General features: G+C 58.5%; 22 protein-coding genes and 1 pseudogene. 7 read left to right on the top strand and 16 right to left on the bottom strand.

Translation table 11 applies throughout. The features are described from left to right. Window positions 1-2 precede the first annotated feature (2 nt). The 10 genes from F552_RS0110105 to F552_RS0110060 all read right to left on the bottom strand — a co-directional run bounded on the left by F552_RS0110105 (window position 3) and on the right by F552_RS0110060 (window position 11,090). The gene (locus tag F552_RS0110105; protein WP_018151624.1) at window positions 3-782 is read right to left on the bottom strand and encodes an ATP-binding cassette domain-containing protein; all 780 of its coding nucleotides are present in this window, start codon (window positions 780-782) and stop codon (window positions 3-5) included. Between the two features lie 11 nt (window positions 783-793). Beyond that, window positions 794-1,942, bottom strand: coding sequence for an ABC transporter permease (locus F552_RS0110100; RefSeq protein WP_018151623.1), 1,149 nt, complete (start codon window positions 1,940-1,942; stop codon window positions 794-796). Between the two features lie 121 nt (window positions 1,943-2,063). After that, window positions 2,064-3,089, bottom strand: coding sequence for a Gfo/Idh/MocA family oxidoreductase (locus F552_RS0110095; protein WP_018151622.1), 1,026 nt, complete (start codon window positions 3,087-3,089; stop codon window positions 2,064-2,066). A gap of 127 nt (window positions 3,090-3,216) precedes the next feature. Further along, the gene (locus tag F552_RS0110090; protein ID WP_018151621.1) at window positions 3,217-4,182 is read right to left on the bottom strand and encodes a rhizopine catabolism ABC transporter substrate-binding protein; all 966 of its coding nucleotides are present in this window, start codon (window positions 4,180-4,182) and stop codon (window positions 3,217-3,219) included. A 125-nt stretch (window positions 4,183-4,307) separates the two neighbouring features. Beyond that, on the bottom strand, window positions 4,308-5,324 hold the full coding sequence (locus F552_RS0110085; RefSeq protein WP_018151620.1) for a Gfo/Idh/MocA family oxidoreductase: 1,017 nt from the start codon (window positions 5,322-5,324) through the stop codon (window positions 4,308-4,310). 9 nt (window positions 5,325-5,333) lie between these two features. Continuing rightward, window positions 5,334-6,449 carry a Gfo/Idh/MocA family protein gene (locus F552_RS0110080; RefSeq protein ID WP_018151619.1) on the bottom strand — a complete coding sequence of 372 codons (1,116 nt, stop codon included), beginning with the start codon at window positions 6,447-6,449 and terminating at the stop codon, window positions 5,334-5,336. A gap of 41 nt (window positions 6,450-6,490) precedes the next feature. Next, the gene (gene iolE / locus F552_RS0110075) at window positions 6,491-7,393 is read right to left on the bottom strand and encodes a myo-inosose-2 dehydratase (protein ID WP_018151618.1); all 903 of its coding nucleotides are present in this window, start codon (window positions 7,391-7,393) and stop codon (window positions 6,491-6,493) included. Window positions 7,394-7,558: 165 nt separating this feature from the next. Further along, window positions 7,559-8,692: an ROK family transcriptional regulator gene (locus F552_RS19055; protein WP_169333588.1), complete on the bottom strand. Its 1,134-nt coding sequence runs from the start codon at window positions 8,690-8,692 to the stop codon at window positions 7,559-7,561. Between the two features lie 414 nt (window positions 8,693-9,106). Continuing rightward, window positions 9,107-10,489, bottom strand: coding sequence for an NAD(P)/FAD-dependent oxidoreductase (locus tag F552_RS0110065; protein WP_018151616.1), 1,383 nt, complete (start codon window positions 10,487-10,489; stop codon window positions 9,107-9,109). A gap of 157 nt (window positions 10,490-10,646) precedes the next feature. Further along, the gene (locus F552_RS0110060; RefSeq protein WP_018151615.1) at window positions 10,647-11,090 is read right to left on the bottom strand and encodes an RrF2 family transcriptional regulator; all 444 of its coding nucleotides are present in this window, start codon (window positions 11,088-11,090) and stop codon (window positions 10,647-10,649) included. A 121-nt stretch (window positions 11,091-11,211) separates the two neighbouring features. Here F552_RS0110060 and F552_RS0110055 point away from each other — a divergent pair, with 121 nt between their 5' ends. The 5 genes and pseudogenes from F552_RS0110055 (at window position 11,212) to F552_RS20810 (ending at window position 14,100) form a co-directional block, all read left to right on the top strand. Continuing rightward, window positions 11,212-11,529, top strand: coding sequence for a metal-sulfur cluster assembly factor (locus F552_RS0110055; protein ID WP_018151614.1), 318 nt, complete (start codon window positions 11,212-11,214; stop codon window positions 11,527-11,529). A gap of 49 nt (window positions 11,530-11,578) precedes the next feature. Next, entirely contained in the window at window positions 11,579-11,851 is a 273-nt protein-coding gene (locus F552_RS0110050) for a DUF2249 domain-containing protein (RefSeq protein ID WP_018151613.1), read from the top strand. Between the two features lie 12 nt (window positions 11,852-11,863). Next, a complete protein-coding gene (locus tag F552_RS0110045; protein WP_018151612.1) occupies window positions 11,864-12,961 on the top strand; it encodes a DUF8744 domain-containing protein in 1,098 nt (365 codons plus the stop codon). Between the two features lie 440 nt (window positions 12,962-13,401). Next, window positions 13,402-13,722: pseudogene (locus F552_RS20815) on the top strand (methyl-accepting chemotaxis protein); the annotation flags it as partial. Continuing rightward, a complete protein-coding gene (locus F552_RS20810) occupies window positions 13,720-14,100 on the top strand; it encodes a CZB domain-containing protein (protein WP_245546682.1) in 381 nt (126 codons plus the stop codon). The pseudogene F552_RS20815 and the gene F552_RS20810, both read left to right, overlap by 3 nt. A 103-nt stretch (window positions 14,101-14,203) precedes the next feature. Here F552_RS20810 and osmB read toward each other — a convergent pair whose 3' ends face one another. Beyond that, a complete protein-coding gene (gene osmB, locus F552_RS0110035) occupies window positions 14,204-14,419 on the bottom strand; it encodes an osmotically-inducible lipoprotein OsmB (RefSeq protein WP_026182590.1) in 216 nt (71 codons plus the stop codon). Between the two features lie 385 nt (window positions 14,420-14,804). On the opposite strand from osmB, the gene F552_RS19050 reads away from it, so the two are divergent. Together F552_RS19050 and F552_RS0110025 are read left to right on the top strand one after the other, a co-directional pair. Further along, window positions 14,805-15,170 carry a hypothetical protein gene (locus tag F552_RS19050; protein WP_018151609.1) on the top strand — a complete coding sequence of 122 codons (366 nt, stop codon included), beginning with the start codon at window positions 14,805-14,807 and terminating at the stop codon, window positions 15,168-15,170. 93 nt (window positions 15,171-15,263) lie between these two features. Continuing rightward, window positions 15,264-15,662: a hemerythrin domain-containing protein gene (locus tag F552_RS0110025; protein ID WP_018151608.1), complete on the top strand. Its 399-nt coding sequence runs from the start codon at window positions 15,264-15,266 to the stop codon at window positions 15,660-15,662. Window positions 15,663-15,674: 12 nt separating this feature from the next. On the opposite strand, the gene F552_RS0110020 is transcribed toward F552_RS0110025, so the two are convergent. The 5 genes from F552_RS0110020 to F552_RS0110000 all read right to left on the bottom strand — a co-directional run bounded on the left by F552_RS0110020 (window position 15,675) and on the right by F552_RS0110000 (window position 20,086). Next, window positions 15,675-17,030 carry a GAF domain-containing protein gene (locus F552_RS0110020; RefSeq protein ID WP_033375386.1) on the bottom strand — a complete coding sequence of 452 codons (1,356 nt, stop codon included), beginning with the start codon at window positions 17,028-17,030 and terminating at the stop codon, window positions 15,675-15,677. A gap of 11 nt (window positions 17,031-17,041) precedes the next feature. Next, window positions 17,042-17,527 (bottom strand): hypothetical protein, encoded by a 486-nt coding sequence (locus F552_RS0110015; protein WP_018151606.1) that lies wholly within the window; start codon window positions 17,525-17,527, stop codon window positions 17,042-17,044. Between the two features lie 172 nt (window positions 17,528-17,699). Further along, window positions 17,700-18,692, bottom strand: coding sequence for an alpha-ketoacid dehydrogenase subunit beta (locus tag F552_RS0110010; protein WP_018151605.1), 993 nt, complete (start codon window positions 18,690-18,692; stop codon window positions 17,700-17,702). An 11-nt stretch (window positions 18,693-18,703) separates the two neighbouring features. Next, the gene (locus F552_RS0110005) at window positions 18,704-19,660 is read right to left on the bottom strand and encodes a thiamine pyrophosphate-dependent dehydrogenase E1 component subunit alpha (protein ID WP_156802283.1); all 957 of its coding nucleotides are present in this window, start codon (window positions 19,658-19,660) and stop codon (window positions 18,704-18,706) included. 60 nt (window positions 19,661-19,720) lie between these two features. Further along, window positions 19,721-20,086: a hypothetical protein gene (locus tag F552_RS0110000; RefSeq protein ID WP_018151603.1), complete on the bottom strand. Its 366-nt coding sequence runs from the start codon at window positions 20,084-20,086 to the stop codon at window positions 19,721-19,723. Between the last annotated feature and the right edge of the window lie 51 nt (window positions 20,087-20,137).

Here is a 20,137-nt window from a genome sequence, read left to right as displayed (position 1 = left end):
GCTTAAACCTCGACACCCGGCATTTTTTCCAGCAGGGAACTCACGTCTTCACCCCCCGCCATCACAAACAGGATCTCGTCGCGGGTGATGTCGGCCTTCTTGTAGGTACCGGTATTTCTGCCACGGTTCAGCAGGGTAAAACGGTCACCCACCGGATAGGCGTGGTTGATGTTGTGGGTAATGAACACCACACCGATGCCGTCGCTTCTGGCTTTGTCGATGTACTTCAGCACCATGCTGGCCTGATGCACGCCCAGCGCAGAAGTCGGTTCATCCAGAATCAGGACCTTGGCGCCGAAGTAGGTGGCACGGGCAATCGCCAGCCCCTGGCGTTCACCGCCCGACAAGGTGCCCACCGCCTGGCCCGGGTCGCGGATATCAATGCCGATGCGTTCCATCTCGGCACGGGTGATGTCGTCTGCCCGCTTGACGTCAAAGCGCTTGGTCAGGCCACGGCCTTTTGTCGGTTCACGGCCCAGAAAGAAGTTACGGGTAATGCTCATCAGCGGCAGCATGGCCAGATCCTGGAACACGGTCGCGATGCCTTCGCTGTAGGCGTCACGCGGGCTCTTGAACAGCACTTCCTTGCCACCCACGCGGATGGTGCCTTGTGAAGGCTGGTGCACGCCGGACAACACCTTGATCAGGGTTGACTTGCCGGCACCGTTATCGCCCAGCAGGCAATGCACTTCGCCGGGTTTGACATCAAAAGACACACCATCTAGCGCAATGACAGAGCCGAAGGTTTTACGTACATCTGCAAGTTCAATTACGGGAACCATTTTGCAATCTCCTATCGGCTACTTGTCGCCATCTTGCGAATATAATCGTTGAACAACACTGCCAGCAGCACCATCACGCCAAGGAACACCTTGAACCAGTCGGTGTCGATGCCGGTGTAGAACATGCCAATCTGTACCGTACCGAAAATCAGCGCGCCGAACATGGAGCCCACGGCTGAGCCATAACCACCGGTCAGCAGCGAACCACCGATCACGGCCGCGATAATCCCTTCAAATTCTTTCTGGATACCGCGCAAGGTATCGGCAGAACCGGATTCCAGCACCTGGATGGTGGCAAACAGGGTGGCCGTCAGGGCAGAGAACGTGAACAGCATGATGCGCACCTTGCTGACCGGTACACCCATGTTGCGGGCGGCATTGGCATCGCCACCGGTCGCAAAAATCCAGTTACCGAAGCTGGTACGCAGCAGTACCCAGGTGGCCAGGGCGGTAATGGCAAACCACCACACGATAGACACCGGAATGCCTTGCACCACAGCCAGACCGTCATCGCGGATGCCGATCACGCCGTGCTCGGCCAGATACTGGAAGAAACCGGTAAACAGGTGACCAGAGAACAGCGACACCACGAAAGAATTCTGGTTCAGCTCGTTCACCACGTAAGAAATCTGGGTCTTGCCGGTCAACAGACGGGTCACCGCCACGGCCAGACCGCGCAGGATGAACATGGACGCCAGTGTCACGATGAAGGACGGCAGTTTGGTCCGTACCACCAGGTAACCATTGAAGGCACCAATGGCCATACTGCAGACAAAGGCGAGCATCACGGCCAGCGGTAGCGGCATGCCCAGCTTGGTCACGCCCACGCCGATGATCAGGCCGGCCAGCGCCACCATCGAACCGATGGACAAGTCGAACTCGCCGGCAATCATCAGCAGCGACACCGACACGGCCAGAATGCCCAGCTCGGCAGCTACCTTGAAGATGTTCATCAGGCCATCGGCACTGAACATGCCGCTGCCACTGGCAAACATCATAAAGAACACATATACAAAAATCAGACCGGAAACGGCACCAGACTCCGGACGATGCATGATTCGGGCGAAGAGGGATTGCTTGGCCATGCGCTTTGCGTCGCTGCCGGCACCTTTCTTCGTAATTTTCAGGTCTTTAGCCAACCCGGTATTTGTCTCGCTCATTTGGTTCTCCATTCGGATTGTCACCCGACATGTACACATGTTCAGGGTGGCCTTTGACTGCGCTTTTATCGCTTTATGCCTGGTGGACAGGTCTGGTCAAAGGCCGTTTTCAGGTTTTCAATCAATCAAAAGTGACAATCTTTTGCTGTTCCAGCGCTTCCCGCATGGCAACCCCGATGCGGGTTGCATCACATGCTTCCACCAGACGACTGCGCAGGGTGTCACCATTTTTTACCGCATCAATAAAGGCTTGTGCTTCTGCGACAAACGCTTGTTCGAAACGGGCGAAGAAATCCACCACCATGTCGCAATGGTTGGCGTTGCCTTTTTGTACATTCACTTCTGAGGTTGGCGTGCCGCCTACGCCCAGAGAAAGGGAGCTTTCGGTACCCACCAGTTGCAGGGACGTTTCATCGCCATGATGCGAGGTACGTGATGCATGGAAGGTCGCCAGAATATTGTTTTCAAACAGCACGGTGGCCGTGGCGTTATCCACGTCGTTGCAAGCGGCCAGGCCAGGGTACATGCCGCGGATGCCGGTGGCAGAGACGGATACCGGTTTGGCACCGTTGGTCATCCACAGGGCCACGTCGATGTCGTGGATGCTGCAATCCAGGAACAGGCCGCCAGAGGTCGGGGCAAACTGGACAAAGAAGCCGTTGGTATCAATGGCATCCAGTGAGGCACAGTGCAGACGGAACAAGGTGCCCAGGCTGCCGTTGTCCAGCAGGCGCTTGGCTTCGGCGTAAGCCGGGTCATAACGGCGCATGAAGCCGATCATGATGGTGGCTTTAGGCTGCTTCTCGGCGGCCTTCATCACGCGCTCGCACTCTTCCAGCGTCAGTGCCAGGGGTTTTTCACAGAATACGTGCTTGCCGGCTTCCAGTGCGGCCACGATCTGGTCGGCGTGGAAAGACGTTGGGGTGGCAAGCCAGACGGCATCAATTTCCTTGTCCGCCAGCAGTTCTTCCATGGTGTGATAGAGCTTCTGGATACCCAGCTCTGTCTGTGCCCATTCACGCTCGGCAGCCACCGGACTTGCGCCGGCAATCAGCTCACCACCGCGTACGCGACGTGCCAGATTACGCGCATGGTTCTTGCCGATGCGGCCCAGCCCTACGATGCCAATCTTTACGTTGTTGCTCATGTTGATGCCTCTTGCAAATTCAGCCGCACGGCAGACGTGGTGCTACCCGCCGGAAGACCGTGCTGGTCTTCCGGGGCGGGTCTTCGTGATGGAAGACCCTCATGCGGCTAGATGAATAACGTGGAAATTAACGGTAACCCTGTTTGCTCAACTTCAGGATTTGTGCGGCATCGGCTTTGTTGTTAACAAACAGCGGGCCGGTATAGATGTTGTTCATCGGCAGCAGACCGTATTTGGCATGCTTGGTCAGCATCACCACTGGCAGGTAGCCCATCATGTATTGCTGTGCGTCCAGTGCGAAGAACACGTCACCTTTCACCACGCCATCCAGCAATTCTGGAGACACGTCAAAGCTGGCGAATTTGTATTTCTTCAGGGTGCCTTTTTTGCGCATGTCGCTGATCAGCACGTTCGCCACGCTGGAGCTGGTTGCCAGAATGCCATCTGTGTTCGGGTGGCTAGCCAGGTAAGCACCGGTACGGGAAGTCACATCGGTCGGGTCCATGGTCATGGCCACTACCGGTGCGTTACCACCCATGCCGTCCTTGAAGCCACGGCAACGGTCATCAATGGCCACGTTACCCACTTCGTGGTTCAGGCAGATCGGGTTTTTCACGCCAGCGGCCTTGAAGCGCTCGCCAGCCTGTTTACCGGCTTCATATTCCGCAGCACTACCCACGTAGAATTCGGCACCGACTTTTTTCACGTCGCCTTCACCAGAATCCACCACAATCACCGGAATACCGGCCGCACCAGCAGCCTTGATGGATTTTTGCAGGGCGTTGGCATCCGGTACGGACACCACCAGACCATCCACCTTGGAAGCCACGGCAGCGTCAATCATGCGGGACATGGCGATCGGGTCAAAAGATTCAGGTGCCTGGTAAGACACTTTGGCGCCGGTTTCTTTGGCGGCATCTTCGAGACCTTTTTTCAGGGCATTCCAGTAAGAGTCGCCGGCTTGGCCGTGCGTCACAAAGGCGATCCGTACAGGCTTGTCTGCCGCAGCAGCATTAAAAGACACGGCGGTGGTTGCCACAGCAACAGCGGCCAGGGCTGTACGCAACAGAACATTCTTGAATTTGGATTTCATCTTAAAACTCCTCTTTTCTTATCTTGGACTTTCAATTGACTTCTCGGAACTACACCAGGTGTTACTCGCGATACCAATCTTAAAATTCCACTGTTTCTGTTCCTCTTCCTCCTGCTAATTCGCTTTTAGATGACTTCCTTGATATTGACCGGACGCTGTTCGCGGAGCGACAGGTCTGCCGCCAGTGCCACACGTTCTGCCCGCAGAGAGTCTTCTGCGCCGACGCGGACCGGTTTGTTGTTCAGCACGCTATCGGCAAAGGCAGCCAGTTCAGCGGCGTAAGATGCGGGGTAGCGATCCAGACAAGAGAAGTACGGCTTGTCGGTCTTGACGCCGTCTTCCTTGAACACTTCCACCGTGGTCGGTTTGGTGTTGTGGAGCTTGGCCAGACCTTTGGAACCCAGTACTTCCGCCAGCTGGTCATGGCCGTACACTGCCAGCAGCGAGCAATCCACGGTACCCACGCCACCCTTGGCAAACTTCAGCGTGATCACGGTGGTGTCCACAAAGCCTTCTTCGTCGGCACGGGACGGATCGGCAATGGCGCCACCTTCCACATACACGCGCTCGATGGTGTCGTTCATCAGGTACTGCGCCATGTCAAAGTCGTGTACATGGATGTCGAAGAACACGTTACCGGCACTTTGCAAGGCGCCACGCGGTGGCAGCTCGGACTCGCGAGAGGTCAGCTTGACCACTTGCGGACGGCCGATCTCGCCCTCGCTCACCAGTTTGTGCAACTGGCTGAACTGCGCATCGAAACGGCGGTTGAAACCCACCTGGAACGGCACGCCGGCTTCTTTGACGATGGCCGCGATTTCCTTGCTGCGCTGGTAATCGATATCCAGCGGTTTTTCGCAGAACATGGCTTTTTTCAGCGACGCCACATGCCTGACGATATCCAGGTGCACGGTGGTCGCAGAGCAGACACACACCGCATCGATATCTACCTTCTGCAGCATTTCCTTGTAGTCGGCAAACTGGTTGACCACGCCCAGGCTGGTCAGCCATTCAGAATGCTTGCTCATAGAAGGCGAGGCCACGGCCACCAGCTCTGCCCCTTCGACACCCTTGACCAGATTGCGGATATGCATCTTGCCGATCACACCCGCACCGATCACTGCAATTTTCAACTTGCGCATAGACACCTCTCAGATGGTGCTGATTTTGTTAGCAAGTGCCGAACGGCCCATGGCCACCAGCAAACGGGTATCCTGCTCTGCATCTTCCAGCGTGTTGCGCGCAGGGCGGTTGTTCACCACGGTTTCCCACAGGTACTTGATTTCCTCGACAAACGCTTCCTTGTAGTTGGCGCGATGTTCGGTTTTCTGGGAATGCTCGCCATCGGACTTCCACACGGTCAGGCGGGTCGGGAAGTGGTTCAGGTAAGGCGACGGGAACTCCAGGTGGTACACCGCATCGTCAAAATACAGGGTGATGCGTTCGTGGTATTCCGCCACTTTCGGCACGGTCAGGTGCATCATCTGCCACAGGCTGGTCTGGGTATTCAGACGGACAGTGGCCTGGCCGCCATCACCGTTGGCAAAGAAGGTTGCCCCTTCGATACCCACGGTAGACACGTTCATCTTCTGCAACAGGCCGTGGACCACGTTGATGTCATGCACCAGGCTGGAGCAATAGGCACCAGTGAAACCGCGGAAGCTGTTTTCATCCGGTTGCGCATTCAGGGCTTTAGCCACTTGCTCGCTCTGGCGTGCCTTGAATTCGCTGCGCATCTCTTGGGAAATGTCGTTGGCAAACACCAGATCGCCCTGATGTTCGCGGAATGGCCATGAATCCGGATCGCACACTTCCACGCTAACCATGCGCAATTTGGCACCATCAGTTGGCAGCATGTCGTGCAGCAGCTGGTAAGACGGGTCGAAACGCTTCATGTAACCCACTTGCAGGTGCTTGCCGCTGGCATCACGTGCTACCTTGATACGGGCGACATCTTCCAGCGTGTAGCAGATGGGTTTTTCGGTAAACACATGGCAGCCGGCGTTCAGCGCGTCGATCACCATGTCGGCGTGGTAGCAGTCAGGCGAACACACGAAGATGACTTCCGGCTCGGCCTTGGACAACAGTTGCTGGTGAGACTCGTACACCGGCAGGTTTTTGTTCTGGAAAAACCCGCGTACGGTAGCAGATGCATCGGCAATGCCGACCAGTTCATACAGGTCGCTCAGTTTGAGCAGGTTCGGAATATGCTCCAGCTGGGCAATCAAACCCGCACCGAACACGCCTACACGCAATTTCTTTTTCATGGCCAATCCCTTTTATCTGGAAACGTCAGTCACGCAACGGCTTAAACGATCACGGTGAAACCGGCAGCTTCGGCCAGTCGCTTGGTGTTCTGGTAACCCATGGTGGCGTATTTCAGCGGATTGGCTTTGTTTGGATCCTGCTCGGCCTCGACCACCAGCCAGCCGTTGTAGTCGTTGTCACACAAGACTTTCAGGATGTCGGCATAGTTGACAGAGCCGTCGCCGGTCACGGTAAAGATGCCGTTCATGACAGCCGCCATGAAGCTCAGGTCTTCTTTGAGGGCACGTTCCAGCTCGGCTGGACGCACGTCTTTCAGGTGAACGTGGTTGATACGTTTGACGTGACGGCGGACCAGGGCGTAAGGATCACCACCGGCGTACAGGCAATGCCCGGTATCAAACAACAGGCCGACGGCTTCGCCGGTATGCTGCATCAGGTTGTCGATTTCGCTGTCGGTCTGCACCACGGTACCCATGTGGTGGTGGTAGCCCATGCGCACACCGAAGTCGGCCATTTTTTCGGCCAGTTGGGTAACTTTCTTGCCGTAGGCAGCCCAGTCGCCGTTTGGCAGTTCCGGACGGATGGAGGCAGGGTCATGGATGGCGCCGTGGCGGCCATAGCTGGTATCCGCATACACCACCACTTTGCTGCCCATTTCTTTTAACAGGGTCAGGTGCGGCAGGATGGCGTCAAACTCGGCGTCGACTTCTTTTTCGGCAATACGGCCGTCATACCAGCCGGATATGATTTCCAGGCCATGGGCTTCCACGATCGGACGCAACACGGCAGACTGGCGCGGGAACTTGCCACCCAGCTCCGTACCGGCATAGCCGGCTTGTTTGGTTTCGCTCAGACACACTTCCAGCGGTGTATCACCACCCAGTTCCGGCACATCGTCGTTTGTCCAGGTAATAGGGTTAATACCAATTTTTACTGTGCTCATAGTCTTTCCCACCAAGTTTGCAAAATGTGTGACACTTACTGACTTCACGTTGCCTGCCAAACTTCAGCAAGCGCTCAAAAGACCTTTGCCACTGCCAGTATTTGCAATCTCTCAACCCTGAAACACGTTTCCCTGCTACCTGCCGGAACCCAAGCCGTCTTCTGGCTAGGCAGAAGGAATGACGACTTCTCCAAACGTGTGCTGAGGTGAAAAATAGCGGCTATTGACCGCTTGCAATGCCAGCGCAATGGCACCAAACAAACCTGCACTTTTACCCAGATGATTCGCTTCTACCGGTAGCGGTTCATCCATCATTTTTCCGAGCCATTCCTGCACCCGTACCAGCATCTCCGGACGAGACCCGATCGAGCCGCCGAGAATGCACACTTCCGGGTCCACCACGGTGGCCGTCGCCGCAATGGCTTTGGCACAACTCATGGCGACACTGTCCATCACGCCCAACGCCACGGCATCGCCCGCTTCGGCCAGCGCAAATACTTCTGGCAAGCTGGTAGCCGGTTGGCCGGTCAGGGTGGCGTACTGCGTCAGGATGGCGTGACCACTGGCGACGCTTTCCAGCGCACCGCGCTGCTTCACCATCGGGTCGATGGTATCGAGCACCGGCATATAGCCGATTTCGCCGGCAAACCCGCGCGCGCCCCGCCACAACTTGCCATCCAGCACCACCCCCATGCCGATGCCGGTACCCATGGCCACAAAGATGAAGCTGCCGTGCTGCTGCCCCTTGCCTTTCCATTGCTCACCAATGGTGGCCAGGTTGACTTCGTTTTCCAGCAGCACCTGCGTCTTTAGCGACTCGCGCAGCTGTTCTTCCAGCCAGCCACCCTGCAAAGCCGGCAGGTTGGGCGAGTGATGCACCTGTTTCTTCTGGCGGTCCACCACCCCGGGTACACCTACTACCAGCTGCAACAGCTTGTCCTGGCGAATGCCGTTTTTCGCTAACAGGTCGTTAATGCCATGCAACAGTTGGTCTGCTACTTGCTGGCCTTCGGCCGCCAGCGGAATCCGCACTTCTTCCAGCAGCTTGCCAGACACATCGGCCACCCCCAGCTTGATCTGGGTTCCTCCGATATCGGCCACCGCCACATAGCCGGCTTCCGGGTTTAATTCATAGGTCACTGCCGTGCGGCCCAGTTTTCCCTGTACAATCCCTACTTCACGTACCCAACCGTGTTCTTCCAGCATCAGTACCAGTTCAGAGACGGTCTGTTTGGACAGGCCGCTCATCTTGGCGACCTGAGCCCTGGAAATGGGTCCGTGCTGGACGATATAATCCATGACCAACTGGCCATTCACCTGTCTGCCCAATGCTGAATCTGACAATACGCCTCGCATACAACCTCCCCTGCCATCAAAGTTAAGTCTGTATCAATAGTTTAGTTCGTATTTAGACCGAATTAAACCAATTTTAGACCAGCCTTGATTGATTTGTCATTTATTCACACTTAGCACCGAGAGGTTTCCGACGAACGGAGCAGTACCTGTCTGCTGTATTCCATTTAGTTCGTAATATGAACGAAGTAAAACACGTATAAATACGGGCGTCAAGAGAGATCAAGTGTTTCTTTTGAATTTATTTTGAAACACATGAGCCAGCAAATTATTAGCCGACTCAATGTGAACAGACGAACTTCAGTACATCGGTCTGGTGCCGCCATACCTGGCAAAGGGCCAGGCATGGCATGATTATCCTCAGAACAAGGAGTAAGGCGGCTTGACGTCTTTCTCCGGAAAACGTGCCAGCCGCAGGCCATGCAGGTCAAAGCCGGGTTCCCCCTTGCTAATCCAGTCCGCCATCACCTTGCCGACAATCGGCCCCATGGCAAACCCGTGGCCGCAAAAGCCGGTCGCCACCAGCAGTCCGTCCGGTTGCGTGAGCGCATCGATGACCGGAATGCCATCCGGCAGCACGTCAATGCCGCCTGCCCATTTGTCGACAATCTGCACCTGCTTTTGTGATGGAAACGACTGGTGCAAGGCGCGCAAAGCGCCCCGCGCTTTCCCTTCGTTGGCCAGCAGCGCCAGATCGCGTACATGCACCAGCGGGCCGTTATGCCGGGCCTCAGAACCGGGCAGGCGCTGGCGCAGGTCGTCCAGCGTCATGCGGTTGACGTTAAACCGGAACGACTTGTGGTGCGTCATCAGCGGCCCCAGATACCATTCCAGTCCGCGCAGGTGACCCAGCGTGATGTCTACATCCACCTGGGCATCGTCCGCCAGGTTAAAGCTGCCGTTGGTACGCTGGCGCCAGCCGATGCCGTTACCCAGATAACTGACCGCACTGAGCTGCGGGCCGGGAGACGTTCTGGCCACGGTACCGCGCACCAGATGCTGTGGCAGGTCGATACCAACCGACTTCAGGATGCGCCAGCTGGCGACGCCGGCCGCACACACTACCTGACGGGTGCGGATGCTGCCCATTTCGGTCTGCACGCCCACCACCTTGCCATCCGCCAGCTCCAGCCCGGTCAGGCCGCAACCTTCAAAAAACCGCGCACCCAGTTCGGTCGCCCGCCGGGCAAACGCCGGCGCCACCTTGCGCGGCTCCGCCTGACCATCACTGGCGGTATACAGCGCTCCCAGCGGCCTGTCGGTCAGATCGGGCAACTGTTGCCGGATTTCTTGCGGCGTGAGCAGCCGGGTATCGAGCTGATGCGTTTTGGCGATTGACATCCAGTCTTCATAGGTGGCCATTTCTTCTGCGTGGCTTGCCGTAAACAGACACCCGCCCTGCCGCCATTCCAGATCTGCCTGCAGGTCGGCTTCCAGCCCTTGCCAGAGGCGGTTGCTGGCCATCATCAGCGGCACTTCTTCTGGCGCCCGCGCCTGCTGGCGGACAAACCCCCAGGCCCGGGTGGATTGCTGGCCCGCGATGCGCGACTTGTCGATCACCACCGCCTTGATGCCGTGTTTGGCCAGATAATAGGCCGTGGCACACCCCATGATGCCTGAACCGACAATCACCACATCGGCCGTCTCCGGCAAGGGCTGATGCGTGAGCAGCAAAGCAGGGGCAGAAGGGATGGTATTGGGTACCATCGGCGCGATGGCGAGACCGGTATCAGTGTGGGTCATGACGGGATTTCCGCATTGGTTGTGAGGTCCGGCAACCGGGGGATGAGGCGGTTATTGCCCGCCAGCCGGTCGAGTCCGGACCTAGTCTACACGCTTCTTTGTGCGACTTTCAAATGCGCCGCCGGCCCGGTGCCAGCGCCCTGTAACCCGGCTGTCTTTAGCGATCCAGCGGCGGTTGCAGTAGCTGGTTGAGCAGATGCGGGGCGCTGACCAGGTCGGCCAGCGTGCATTCATCCAGCGTGGCATAAAACGCCGCAAAGGCGTTCATCAGGACACGGGTCAAGCGGCAGGCAGGGGCAATCTTGCATTGGCCGCCATCGTGTGACAGGCATTCCACAATCGGGGCACTGCCTTCGCTGGCCTTTACCACCTGCCCCAGACGGATCTCGGCCGCTGGTCTGGCCAGCCGGATGCCGCCGCCTTTGCCACGCACGGATTCGATAGTACCGGCATGCACCAGCTGCTGGACCACCTTCATCAGGTGGTTTTCCGAAATGCCATACGCCGTGGCGATTTCCGGAATGGTGGCAAGCCGCTCGGGATGCAGGGCCAGAAACATCAGCACCCGCAACGTGTAGTCAGAAAACGAAGTCAGTCGCATACAACCTAACCTGGATCAAGAAAAATGCAGCTGGCCCCTATAAGCAGTAGATTTGATATTGCTTTAGAAATCACGCCGCGCTAGCATAACATGCATCAAATATACATCTTTAGAGGCAGTCATGACAACCACGACAGCGTTACCCGATGAAGCCACGGTCCGCGATGCACTGCGTGAGGTGATTGACCCTGAAATCGGCGAAAACATCGTCGATCTCGGGCTGATCTACCAGATCGAGATCCGTCCGGAGCAACTGCTGGTCAACATGACCATGACGTCGCCTGCCTGCCCGATGGGCGAGATGATTACTGAGGAAGTACACGCGGTACTGACCGGTCTGGTGCCGGCCAGCTGCCAGGTGGCGATTCAACTGGTGTGGGAGCCCCCATGGGAACCCGCCATGATGAGCGACGCCAGCCGCGAGCACTTTGGCTGGTAAACCGGCCCTTTTTTTCTGCATGCTTTTTTGACCCGACAAGGAAAATACCATGACCACCGTTACCCAACCCGTCATTGATGTCCGTACCATTGCCCCGCGCGAACGTCACCCGCTGATTTTTGGCACGTTTGATGCCCTGCCGATCGGCCAGTCGCTGCTGCTGGTCAATGACCATGACCCGAAACCGCTGTACTATCAGTTCCAGGCCGAACTGAACGGCCAGTTTGACTGGGAATATCTGGAATCCGGTCCTGACGTCTGGCAGGTACGGATCGGCAAACCCTTGCCCGCCGCTACCGGCTGCGGCTGTAATGCCGGTTAAAGGACACTTGCCATGCCAGACCTTCGCACCCCCGCCCGCCTGCCGTTACTGATCATCGCGATGCTCTCGCTGCTGGGCGGCGTACTGGCCGGACTGGCACGGCTGGCATGGGGCGTCCCTGCGCTGGCAGTGAACGCGGCCGGCTGGCATGGCGCCCTGATGATCACCGCTTTTCTGGGGACCGTCATCAGTCTGGAGCGGGCGGTCGCCATTGGCGAGCGCTGGGCGTACCTGGCCCCGGCAGCCGCCGGACTGGGTGGCTTGCTGGCACTGGCAGGACAACCGATTCTCTTGACCCATCTGCTGTCGGTGCTGGCCGCCCTCATCATGCTGGGTGCCACCACCCGGGTGCTGCAACGGCTGGTCGCCCCGTTTACCGTGGTACTGTCGCTGGGCGCTGCCTGCTGGCTGGCGGGTAATCTGGTCTGGTGGATCACCGGCGTCATTTCTGTCGCGGTGTCCTGGTGGCTGGCATTTCTGGTGCTGACCATTGCCGGCGAGCGTCTGGAGATGACCCGCTTCCTGCCCACCCCCAAAATCGCGCAGACCCTGTTTTTCTGGATCACCGGCAGCATGCTGCTGGGGGCGACTGTCGTCCTGTTTTCTGAGCCGGCCGGGCTGGCCTTGTTTTCGGTCAGCCTGCTGGCGCTGGCGCTGTGGCTGCTGCGCTATGACATTGCCCGTCACAACATCCGCCAGCACGGACTGACCCGCTTCATCGCCGCCTGCCTGTTGTCTGGCTACCTCTGGCTGCTACTGGCAGGGCTGATCGGCCTGGCGGGCGGGTTTAACGCTGCTCATCCGTGGCGCGACGCTGCCTTGCATGCGGTTTGCCTCGGGTTTGTGTTCGCGATGATCTTTGGTCATGCGCCGATCATTTTCCCCGCCGTGGCGCGGGTAAAAATCCCCTACAGCCCGGTGTTCTACCTGCCGCTGCTGCTCTTGCATGCCTCGCTGGCGTTACGTGTGAGCGGTGTTTTGCAAAATGACTTTGCCCTGCGCCGGACAGGCGGTCTTTGCAATGCGGTGGCCTTGCTACTTTTCATTGCCGTGATGCTGTACAGTATCCGCCGGGGACGGAAAATCGTCCCCCAACCCCAGACATCATAAATAACAAAACGAAGCGCCTCACACCGCTGGCAGGAGACCGCATGTTCTTCCGAAAACGCAAACAACAGCTCGATACCGCCCTGGCAGACAATGCCCGTCTGCAACAGGAAAACCGGGCCCTGACCGACCGGATCACCCGGCTGGAAACCGAGCATCAGGACCAGCAGGCCCGCATGGCCGCACTCACGCAAGAGCGGACCCATCTGGGCGGCGTGTTTACCAGCCTGGATAGTTTTGGTGACTCGCTAAACGGCGTCAGCCAGTCTTTTCAGTCGCTGGCCAACACGCTCAACCAGGAAAAAACCTCTGCACAAGAGGCAGCAGGCTTGTCCGAGACCAACCGCCAGGCCTTTGAGCTGACGGCACGCAATCTGGACGCCATGTGCCAGAAGATGGCCGATGCCTCGCAAAATGTGGACAGCCTGAACCAGCGCGCCAGCGAAATCGGCGGCATCATCAACCTGATCAAGGAAATTGCCGACCAGACCAACCTGCTGGCGCTGAACGCCGCCATTGAAGCGGCACGAGCCGGTGAAGCGGGGCGCGGTTTTGCCGTGGTGGCCGACGAAGTACGCAAACTGGCCGAGCGCACCACCAACGCGACGCGCGAGATTTCAGACCTGGTCGGCAACATCCAGACCGAAACCCGTTCGGCACGCCAGATCATGCAGGCAGGTGCAGAAGAAGCCCGCCAGTACGCAGCAGAGAGCGAAAACGCCATGCACAGCATGGAGCATTTACTGTCTCTGTCGACCCGCATGGAACGTGCCGTGTCCTCCTCGGCTCTGTTATCGAATGTAGAGCTGGCCAACATCGAAGAAGTGGTCCTCAAGCTGGAGGTGTACAAGGTGTTTCTGGGTCTGTCGACCCTGTCACCGGACGCCTTGCCGGATGATACCCATTGCCGGCTGGGGCAATGGTATTACACGGGTGAAGGCCACGAGCGCTTTGCCAGCCTGAGCGGTTATCGGGATCTGGAAACACCGCATCGGGCGGTGCATCAGCACGCACGCCGCGCGCTGGAACTGTACTACCAGGGTGGGCTGGCCGCCGGGATTGACGAGCTGGCTGCCATGGAAAATGCCAACCGGCAGGTGATGGCGGGGCTTGGATTGATTCTGGCCCAAACGGGGTCATAAGCAATCGGCACATGCCGGCATTCACCCTGAACAAACCAAAACGAGTGTGATGAAAATCACACTCGCTGATCAACAGGTCAGGATGAGCGCGGTAAACGTGGTGTCATTTATCCAGTTCATGGCCGATGATGCCGCCGACAGCTGCACCGCCAACCGTGCCGACGGTACTGCCGCCAGTCAGGACGGCACCACCTACCGCGCCGATACCAGCGCCAATGGCGGTATTCTGATCACGCCGGGACATGCCGGAACAACCACTCAGGCTGACCAGAATGGCCGCTGCAACAATGCTGGTGACAATTTTTTGATTCGTTTTCATGGGATTACCTCTATTTCTTGCAAAATGTGACCGGTGAGGTACCGGAACAGAGCAGGCTTGCTGCTTGCCAGAGCCCGCCTTGGTGACATCGGGGTATTGCACAGTCCATGACGCCAATGACTCCAGAATAGACTGCCCCGGGATGCCGGTCTGTCTGTTGATGCACATAGCGAGCAGGTACCCGGTTTCAGGGCCGCGTCTGGCCAGCGCAACAAGACAGCACGTCGCATGTGTCTGTCAGCGAACAGACCGGCAAACGACGTGAATGAGAGGATAGTGCTGGTATCCCGATCGCTGAGCTGAGATACGCCTGACAAGCGGAGAATCACCGGTGTTCCGGTTTGCATCCACCCGCCGCATCACACCGGCCACAGGAGTATCCAGCATGAAACATCTACTGATCGCCGCCCTAATGGCAGCCGCCAGCTTACCGGCGCTGGCCGCCGATGCCCGCCTATCCATCAGCCTGGGTGATCCCCGCTTTTATGGCCGGATAGAGATTGGCGACTATCCCCAGCCACGGGTCATCTACCGGCACCCGATCATGATCGAGCAGCGGTCAGACCTCCCCTCACCCATCTACATGCGGGTCCCTCCCGGCCATGCCAAACACTGGGACAAGCATTGCAGGGAATACCATGCCTGTGGCGAACGGGTATTTTTTGTGCAGGACGGCTGGTATAACCGCGACTACGCCCCGCGCTACCGCAAGCTGCACGGCCGTCACGGACGTGGTGATAATCGCCAATAAATTCTCTAATGAGTAACGACAGGGTTGTCAGACGGCCCACCGCAGACGCCATTCCGTGCATCCACCTGACACCCGCCATTCAAGGCAGACAACATGAAGCGTCACCCGACCCTGCAGCAACTGTCCCGGGAACATCATCTGGCCCTCAAACTGGCCCGGCATGCGCGACTGGCCGCCGCCAGCGGCCAGCCAGCGGCGGTTCAGGACCTGTCACGACAGGCGACGACCCTGTTTGTCACCGAACTGGAGCCCCATTTCCAGCGGGAAGAACAAGACCTGCTGAAAAACTTGTCGGCGGCCGGCGAGCAGGCCCTGACAGCGCGCACGCTGGCCGAACATCAGGCGCTCCGCGAGCTGGTTAGCCGACTGGCACAACCGGATAGCGACACGCTGATGACATTTGCCAGCCTGCTCGAGGCCCATGTCCGCTTTGAAGAACGGGAATTGTTTGAAACGGCACAGGCACTGCTGATCCGCCCGGCCGGGGAATGAAACGCGGGTTGCCTATTTGTCCTGACAGTGCAGGTCCAGCAACTGGTTGACCTGCAGATGAAAACGGCCACGACCGGTTTTGACGATGCGCACGCTGGCCTCGCGCTCTTCCAGTCGCCGTTGCAACAGCACCAGCCGGGCTTCCAGATTATCGACCAGGTCCGGCAGGTTCAGGCTGGCATCCAGACGCAGCTCCCGGTTGGTAAATTCGTTGCGCTGCTGTTGCTGGTACAGCGAGACCAGCCGCCAGAAAATGGCACCCGCCACCCCTTTGATCAGGTAATCGTCGTTCAGGAAGACGCTGTGGTCGGCCATGAAGTATCGCACCTGCAAGCGTTGCCCTTCCGGCAGCATCACCCGCTCGGCCAGAGACAAGGCTGGCGTATCGGCCACGGCCTCCATGCACGTCAACCCGCTGGCCGTCCAGCCCAGCTGATACGCCATCAGCATCAGGGCATCTTCGTCGTCATAGCTAAAGTACAAATCCTGCGGGCTTTCGACATACAGCACGCCGTACAGGCTGTCGCCCGCCAGAATCGGCACCGCCATCTGGCTGCGGCTTTCCGGCAGGCCGGGCATCGGAATGGCCGTTTCCAGATGATGCTGCAACCCCAGTGCCTCGGCACTTTCGCGCACCGCCTTACCGTAAGTGTAGTCGCTGGTCATGTGCGAAATCCGGATCGGGGTCCGTTCTCTGGCCGCCACCCCGATCACCCCGTGACCGACCGGAATTTCCGAGCCGATACCGGAGGTCTCGTACCCCCGGCTGGCCATGGTAAACAGGCATTGTCCGGCTTCATCCAGTTTCAGCAGCATGGCATGCGAAATGGCAAACTTGTCGTTTAACAGGGTCAGGGCCGTATCAAACAGCTCGTTCAGATCGGTACAGGTATTCAGCTGGGCGATGACTTCCCGCAGCTTGGGCAGGAAAGACAATTTGTTGCGCCGGGCAGACGGCACCTGCGAGATAAAGGAATCGACGCTTTCCACCCGGTACAGGTCTGCCCCTTGCAGACGGAACACGTCCGCCATGCCGGTATGCGATGCAATGCCGGCCAGCTTGGCCTTCATGCTTTCAAACAGCGGGCCGCTGGTCTCGGTATGCAGGTAGCGCACTTTCAGACGGTGCCGCGAGCCGGTAAACGGGTCGGCCACCGTCAGCATGGCCATCGGGTTGGCCAGGATGTTCTGCCGGGTCTTGTTGAAAAACTGGAAGGTCAGCGCCACATGCTGGCGGTCGACATATTGCACCTGGGAGATATAGGTAATGTTGGGGGTGCCGTCCGGAGAACAGGTCGCGATGGCACTGGGAACGGCCCCTTCAAAACAGTCGCGCAAATTTTCGATGCAAATGTCTTCAGCTTGCATGGCGTCATCGCTCAATACTTTTTGCCGGCATTGGGCCCAGGCGTTTGCTCAAAAATGGCCGTGACTTCAAACCGGATGCCCACCAGATGCTGGGGCTGAAACGCCATATAGGCTTCGGCAAACTGGCGGCCGTGCCCCAGTTTGGCCACACCGTCCACAAACCGGGCGGCCGCGCGTTCTGCCCGCACAATGTCGGCCTGGGTCGTTTCCACCTGTTCGACACGCCGGCCCTTGAGCTGAACGGAACGCTCGCTTTCCGGCAGGCAGAACACCACCGCAATTTCACCACTGGCCAGCACATCCGTGACAAACGGCCGGGATTTCTCCCGGTCTATCCACACGGTCACATGGCGGTAGTCGGCGTCGACCACCGCAACCATGCTGCGGGCGGAACTCGGGCACAGGTCGGCCCCGCGAGAGGCCGCATCAATGGCCACCTCGCGTTCCAGAAACGACGCCAGTTCAACGCTGATCAAGGGGTCGGCAGAATCAGACATGAGCGATATTCAATGTGCATGAATCCAAATCTTAGCACAATCGCCTGTCGTTTTTCATCTACACCCCTCGCAGCCCAATCCGGTTTCTGCCCCGGCATGGCGGAGGGTTGCATACGCCCGATCACAAGGCAAACCGGGGTCTCCCGGCCGGTTTGCCTCGCCCTCCCCTGGCTTACATGGCCACACTGGCAGTCGCAACCGTTTGTCGGCCCAGCTGTTTCTGTACCGCTGCAACCACGTGCGCCACCTGCGGCAGGAACGCCTGTTCCAGCGCATAGGACGACGGTGTCGGCACATCCGGGCTGGTAATGCGTGCCGGTGCCGACTTCAGCTGTGAAAACGCCTGTTCGTTGACCTGGGCCAGTACTTCTGCGCCCACTCCGCACAGCGGGCCAGCCTCGTGCACCACCACCAGATGGCCGGTTTTGCGGACCGACTGCAGCACGGTGCCGATATCCAGCGGCTTGATGCTGCGCAGGTCGATCACTTCGACATCGATATCTTCCTGCCCCAGCGCCTCGGCTGCTTGCAGGCAGGTCAGCGTGGTTTTGGCGTAAGACACCAGCGTCACGTGGCGACCGGCACGCGCCACGTGGGCACGACCCAGCGGTACCACATAGTCCGGATCATCGCTGACCTCGCCCGGGTTGTAGCCGAGCGACATGTCCAGCAGCATGATGACCGGGTTGTTGTCACGGATGGCTGCTTTCATCAACCCTTTGGCATCAGCGGCATTGGACGGCATGACCACCTTCAGCCCGGGGCTGTGGGCAAACCAGGCCTCGATATTGTGGGTATGCTGCGCGCCCACGCCCCAACCGGCCCCGGTTTGCGCCAGCACCACCAGCGGGAAAGCAAACTGCCCGCCGGAGATATAGCGCAACTTGCCGGCGCTGTTGACGATGGCATCCATCGCATAGGTCAGGAACGGTGCATACAGCATGTCGATAACTGGCCGCAGGCCACTGGCGGCTGCGCCCACGGCGGTGCCGGCAATGATGGCTTCGGACAGCGGGGTATTGCGAATGCGATCCGCACCAAACTCCGTCAGCAGGTCGGCGCGGCTGAGTGCCACCCCTTCCCCGAACATCATCACCGTGCTATCACGTTGCATTTCTTCGCGCAGGGCCTGGCCGACAGCTGCGTTCAATGTCATTTCACTCATGGCGCATCCCTTTATGCATACACGTCGGTTAACAGCTCTGCCGCTGCCGGATAGGGCGAGGCATGGGCAAATTCACTGGCTCGGGCAATCTCGGCAGCAACCCTGGTCTCGATATCGGCCAGCAGGGCGGGTGTAAGCGTCCCGTCGGCCGTCAGTTGCTGCCGGCACTGGGCAATCGGGTCCAGCACCAGCCACGGGGCCTGCTCGCTGGCGCTGATGTGGGCCATGTTGTCGCCGGAGTAGTGGCCACGCTGCCGGTACGTCCAGGTTTCCAGCAGGTACGGTGTACCAGTGGCCTTGATGTGCGCCACGGCATGCCTGGTGGCGGCCTGCACCGCCAGCACATCGTTGCCGTTCACCGTCTGGTTGGCCATGGCGTAACTGTTGCCCCACGGGGCAATGTACTCGACCGCCATGGTTTCCTTGCGACGGACAAACGCCTGCCACTGGTTGTTCTCGCACACATACAGAATGGGCAGCTGCCAGACCGACGCCAGGTTCAGCGATTCGTGAAAAATACCTTCACAGGCGGCACCGTCACCAAAGAAGCACACCACCACACCGGCTTCGGCCAGCATTTTCTTGGCCAGCGCCACCCCGGTCACCATCGATAATTCCCCGCCGACAATGGTCGAGGTCAGCACCACGCCCAGTTCTTTGGCCGAAATATGCAGCGAACCACTCTTGCCCTTGCAATACCCGGTCGCCTTGCCCATGACTTCGGCCATTACCCGGCCGGGGTCGGCGCCGCGGGCCAGCAGATGGCCGGCACTGCGGTGATTGGTCAGAATGGTGTCGTCGGCATCCAGTGCGGACACCACGCCCACAGCCGAGGCTTCCTGCCCCTGTGGCGAGCAGGTCATCGGGAAATGCCCGCTCGCCTGCAACGATGCCAGATGCTCTTCGTAGGCACGAATCAGCATCATTTTTTCCAGCAACTGTACTGCTTCTGCAGCGGATGATTTCATGATCATTCCTTATCCAGATTGCAACGGGCTGCGCCTGGGTGGCGCAGCCAGGGTACAAGCTCAGTCATGCGCATGCCTGAACACATTGATGGCAAAACAAAGAAACGCCAGCGCGACGATGATCGACCCGGCGGCAACCACCGGCTCTCCCCAGGCAATGGCATGCAACAGGGCGTACAAGCCGACCAGCATCACCGGCAAGCCCAGGTTATGCAGCCAGAAATGCACACTGGCCAGACGACTGGCGGCCAATGCCGGAAACGCGCGGTACGCCAGGGCCATGACGGCCATGGAGACCCAGCCCACCAGATTGGCGTGTACATGCACGCCCTTGTTGGTAAAGTCATGACTGCCGGCCATGGCAATCCCCATGGAAATCCCTACAATCGAATACACGACGGCACAGCGAAGTAAACGTGCGGACATCTGATCATCCCTTTTCAATAACGTAATATCGGTATGTGGTGACTTGCATGC

Source organism: Leeia oryzae DSM 17879 (assembly GCF_000376945.1).
Lineage (GTDB): Bacteria > Pseudomonadota > Gammaproteobacteria > Burkholderiales > Leeiaceae > Leeia > Leeia oryzae.
Note: the sequence above shows the minus strand (reverse complement) of the source record. Positions and strands in the feature narration are given on the sequence as shown.

Excerpts from the sequence above, each read along its gene's own strand:
- F552_RS20810 (WP_245546682.1), top strand. The coding sequence starts at position 13,720 with ATGGAACGTGCCGTGTCCTCCTCGGCTCTGTTATCGAATGTAGAGCTG.
- F552_RS0110010 (WP_018151605.1), bottom strand. The coding sequence starts at position 18,692 with ATGAGTGAAATGACATTGAACGCAGCTGTCGGCCAGGCCCTGCGCGAA.
- F552_RS0110105 (WP_018151624.1), bottom strand. The coding sequence starts at position 782 with ATGGTTCCCGTAATTGAACTTGCAGATGTACGTAAAACCTTCGGCTCT.
- F552_RS19050 (WP_018151609.1), top strand. The coding sequence starts at position 14,805 with ATGAAACATCTACTGATCGCCGCCCTAATGGCAGCCGCCAGCTTACCG.
- F552_RS0110065 (WP_018151616.1), bottom strand. The coding sequence starts at position 10,489 with ATGACCCACACTGATACCGGTCTCGCCATCGCGCCGATGGTACCCAAT.
- osmB (WP_026182590.1), bottom strand. The coding sequence starts at position 14,419 with ATGAAAACGAATCAAAAAATTGTCACCAGCATTGTTGCAGCGGCCATT.
- F552_RS0110060 (WP_018151615.1), bottom strand. The coding sequence starts at position 11,090 with ATGCGACTGACTTCGTTTTCTGACTACACGTTGCGGGTGCTGATGTTT.
- F552_RS0110025 (WP_018151608.1), top strand. The coding sequence starts at position 15,264 with ATGAAGCGTCACCCGACCCTGCAGCAACTGTCCCGGGAACATCATCTG.
- F552_RS0110050 (WP_018151613.1), top strand. The coding sequence starts at position 11,579 with ATGACCACCGTTACCCAACCCGTCATTGATGTCCGTACCATTGCCCCG.
- F552_RS0110020 (WP_033375386.1), bottom strand. The coding sequence starts at position 17,030 with ATGCAAGCTGAAGACATTTGCATCGAAAATTTGCGCGACTGTTTTGAA.
- F552_RS0110085 (WP_018151620.1), bottom strand. The coding sequence starts at position 5,324 with ATGCGCAAGTTGAAAATTGCAGTGATCGGTGCGGGTGTGATCGGCAAG.
- F552_RS0110095 (WP_018151622.1), bottom strand. The coding sequence starts at position 3,089 with ATGAGCAACAACGTAAAGATTGGCATCGTAGGGCTGGGCCGCATCGGC.
- F552_RS19055 (WP_169333588.1), bottom strand. The coding sequence starts at position 8,692 with ATGGATTATATCGTCCAGCACGGACCCATTTCCAGGGCTCAGGTCGCC.
- F552_RS0110080 (WP_018151619.1), bottom strand. The coding sequence starts at position 6,449 with ATGAAAAAGAAATTGCGTGTAGGCGTGTTCGGTGCGGGTTTGATTGCC.
- iolE (WP_018151618.1), bottom strand. The coding sequence starts at position 7,393 with ATGAGCACAGTAAAAATTGGTATTAACCCTATTACCTGGACAAACGAC.
- F552_RS0110090 (WP_018151621.1), bottom strand. The coding sequence starts at position 4,182 with ATGAAATCCAAATTCAAGAATGTTCTGTTGCGTACAGCCCTGGCCGCT.
- F552_RS0110100 (WP_018151623.1), bottom strand. The coding sequence starts at position 1,942 with ATGAGCGAGACAAATACCGGGTTGGCTAAAGACCTGAAAATTACGAAG.
- F552_RS0110015 (WP_018151606.1), bottom strand. The coding sequence starts at position 17,527 with ATGTCTGATTCTGCCGACCCCTTGATCAGCGTTGAACTGGCGTCGTTT.
- F552_RS0110055 (WP_018151614.1), top strand. The coding sequence starts at position 11,212 with ATGACAACCACGACAGCGTTACCCGATGAAGCCACGGTCCGCGATGCA.
- F552_RS0110005 (WP_156802283.1), bottom strand. The coding sequence starts at position 19,660 with ATGAAATCATCCGCTGCAGAAGCAGTACAGTTGCTGGAAAAAATGATG.
- F552_RS0110000 (WP_018151603.1), bottom strand. The coding sequence starts at position 20,086 with ATGTCCGCACGTTTACTTCGCTGTGCCGTCGTGTATTCGATTGTAGGG.
- F552_RS0110045 (WP_018151612.1), top strand. The coding sequence starts at position 11,864 with ATGCCAGACCTTCGCACCCCCGCCCGCCTGCCGTTACTGATCATCGCG.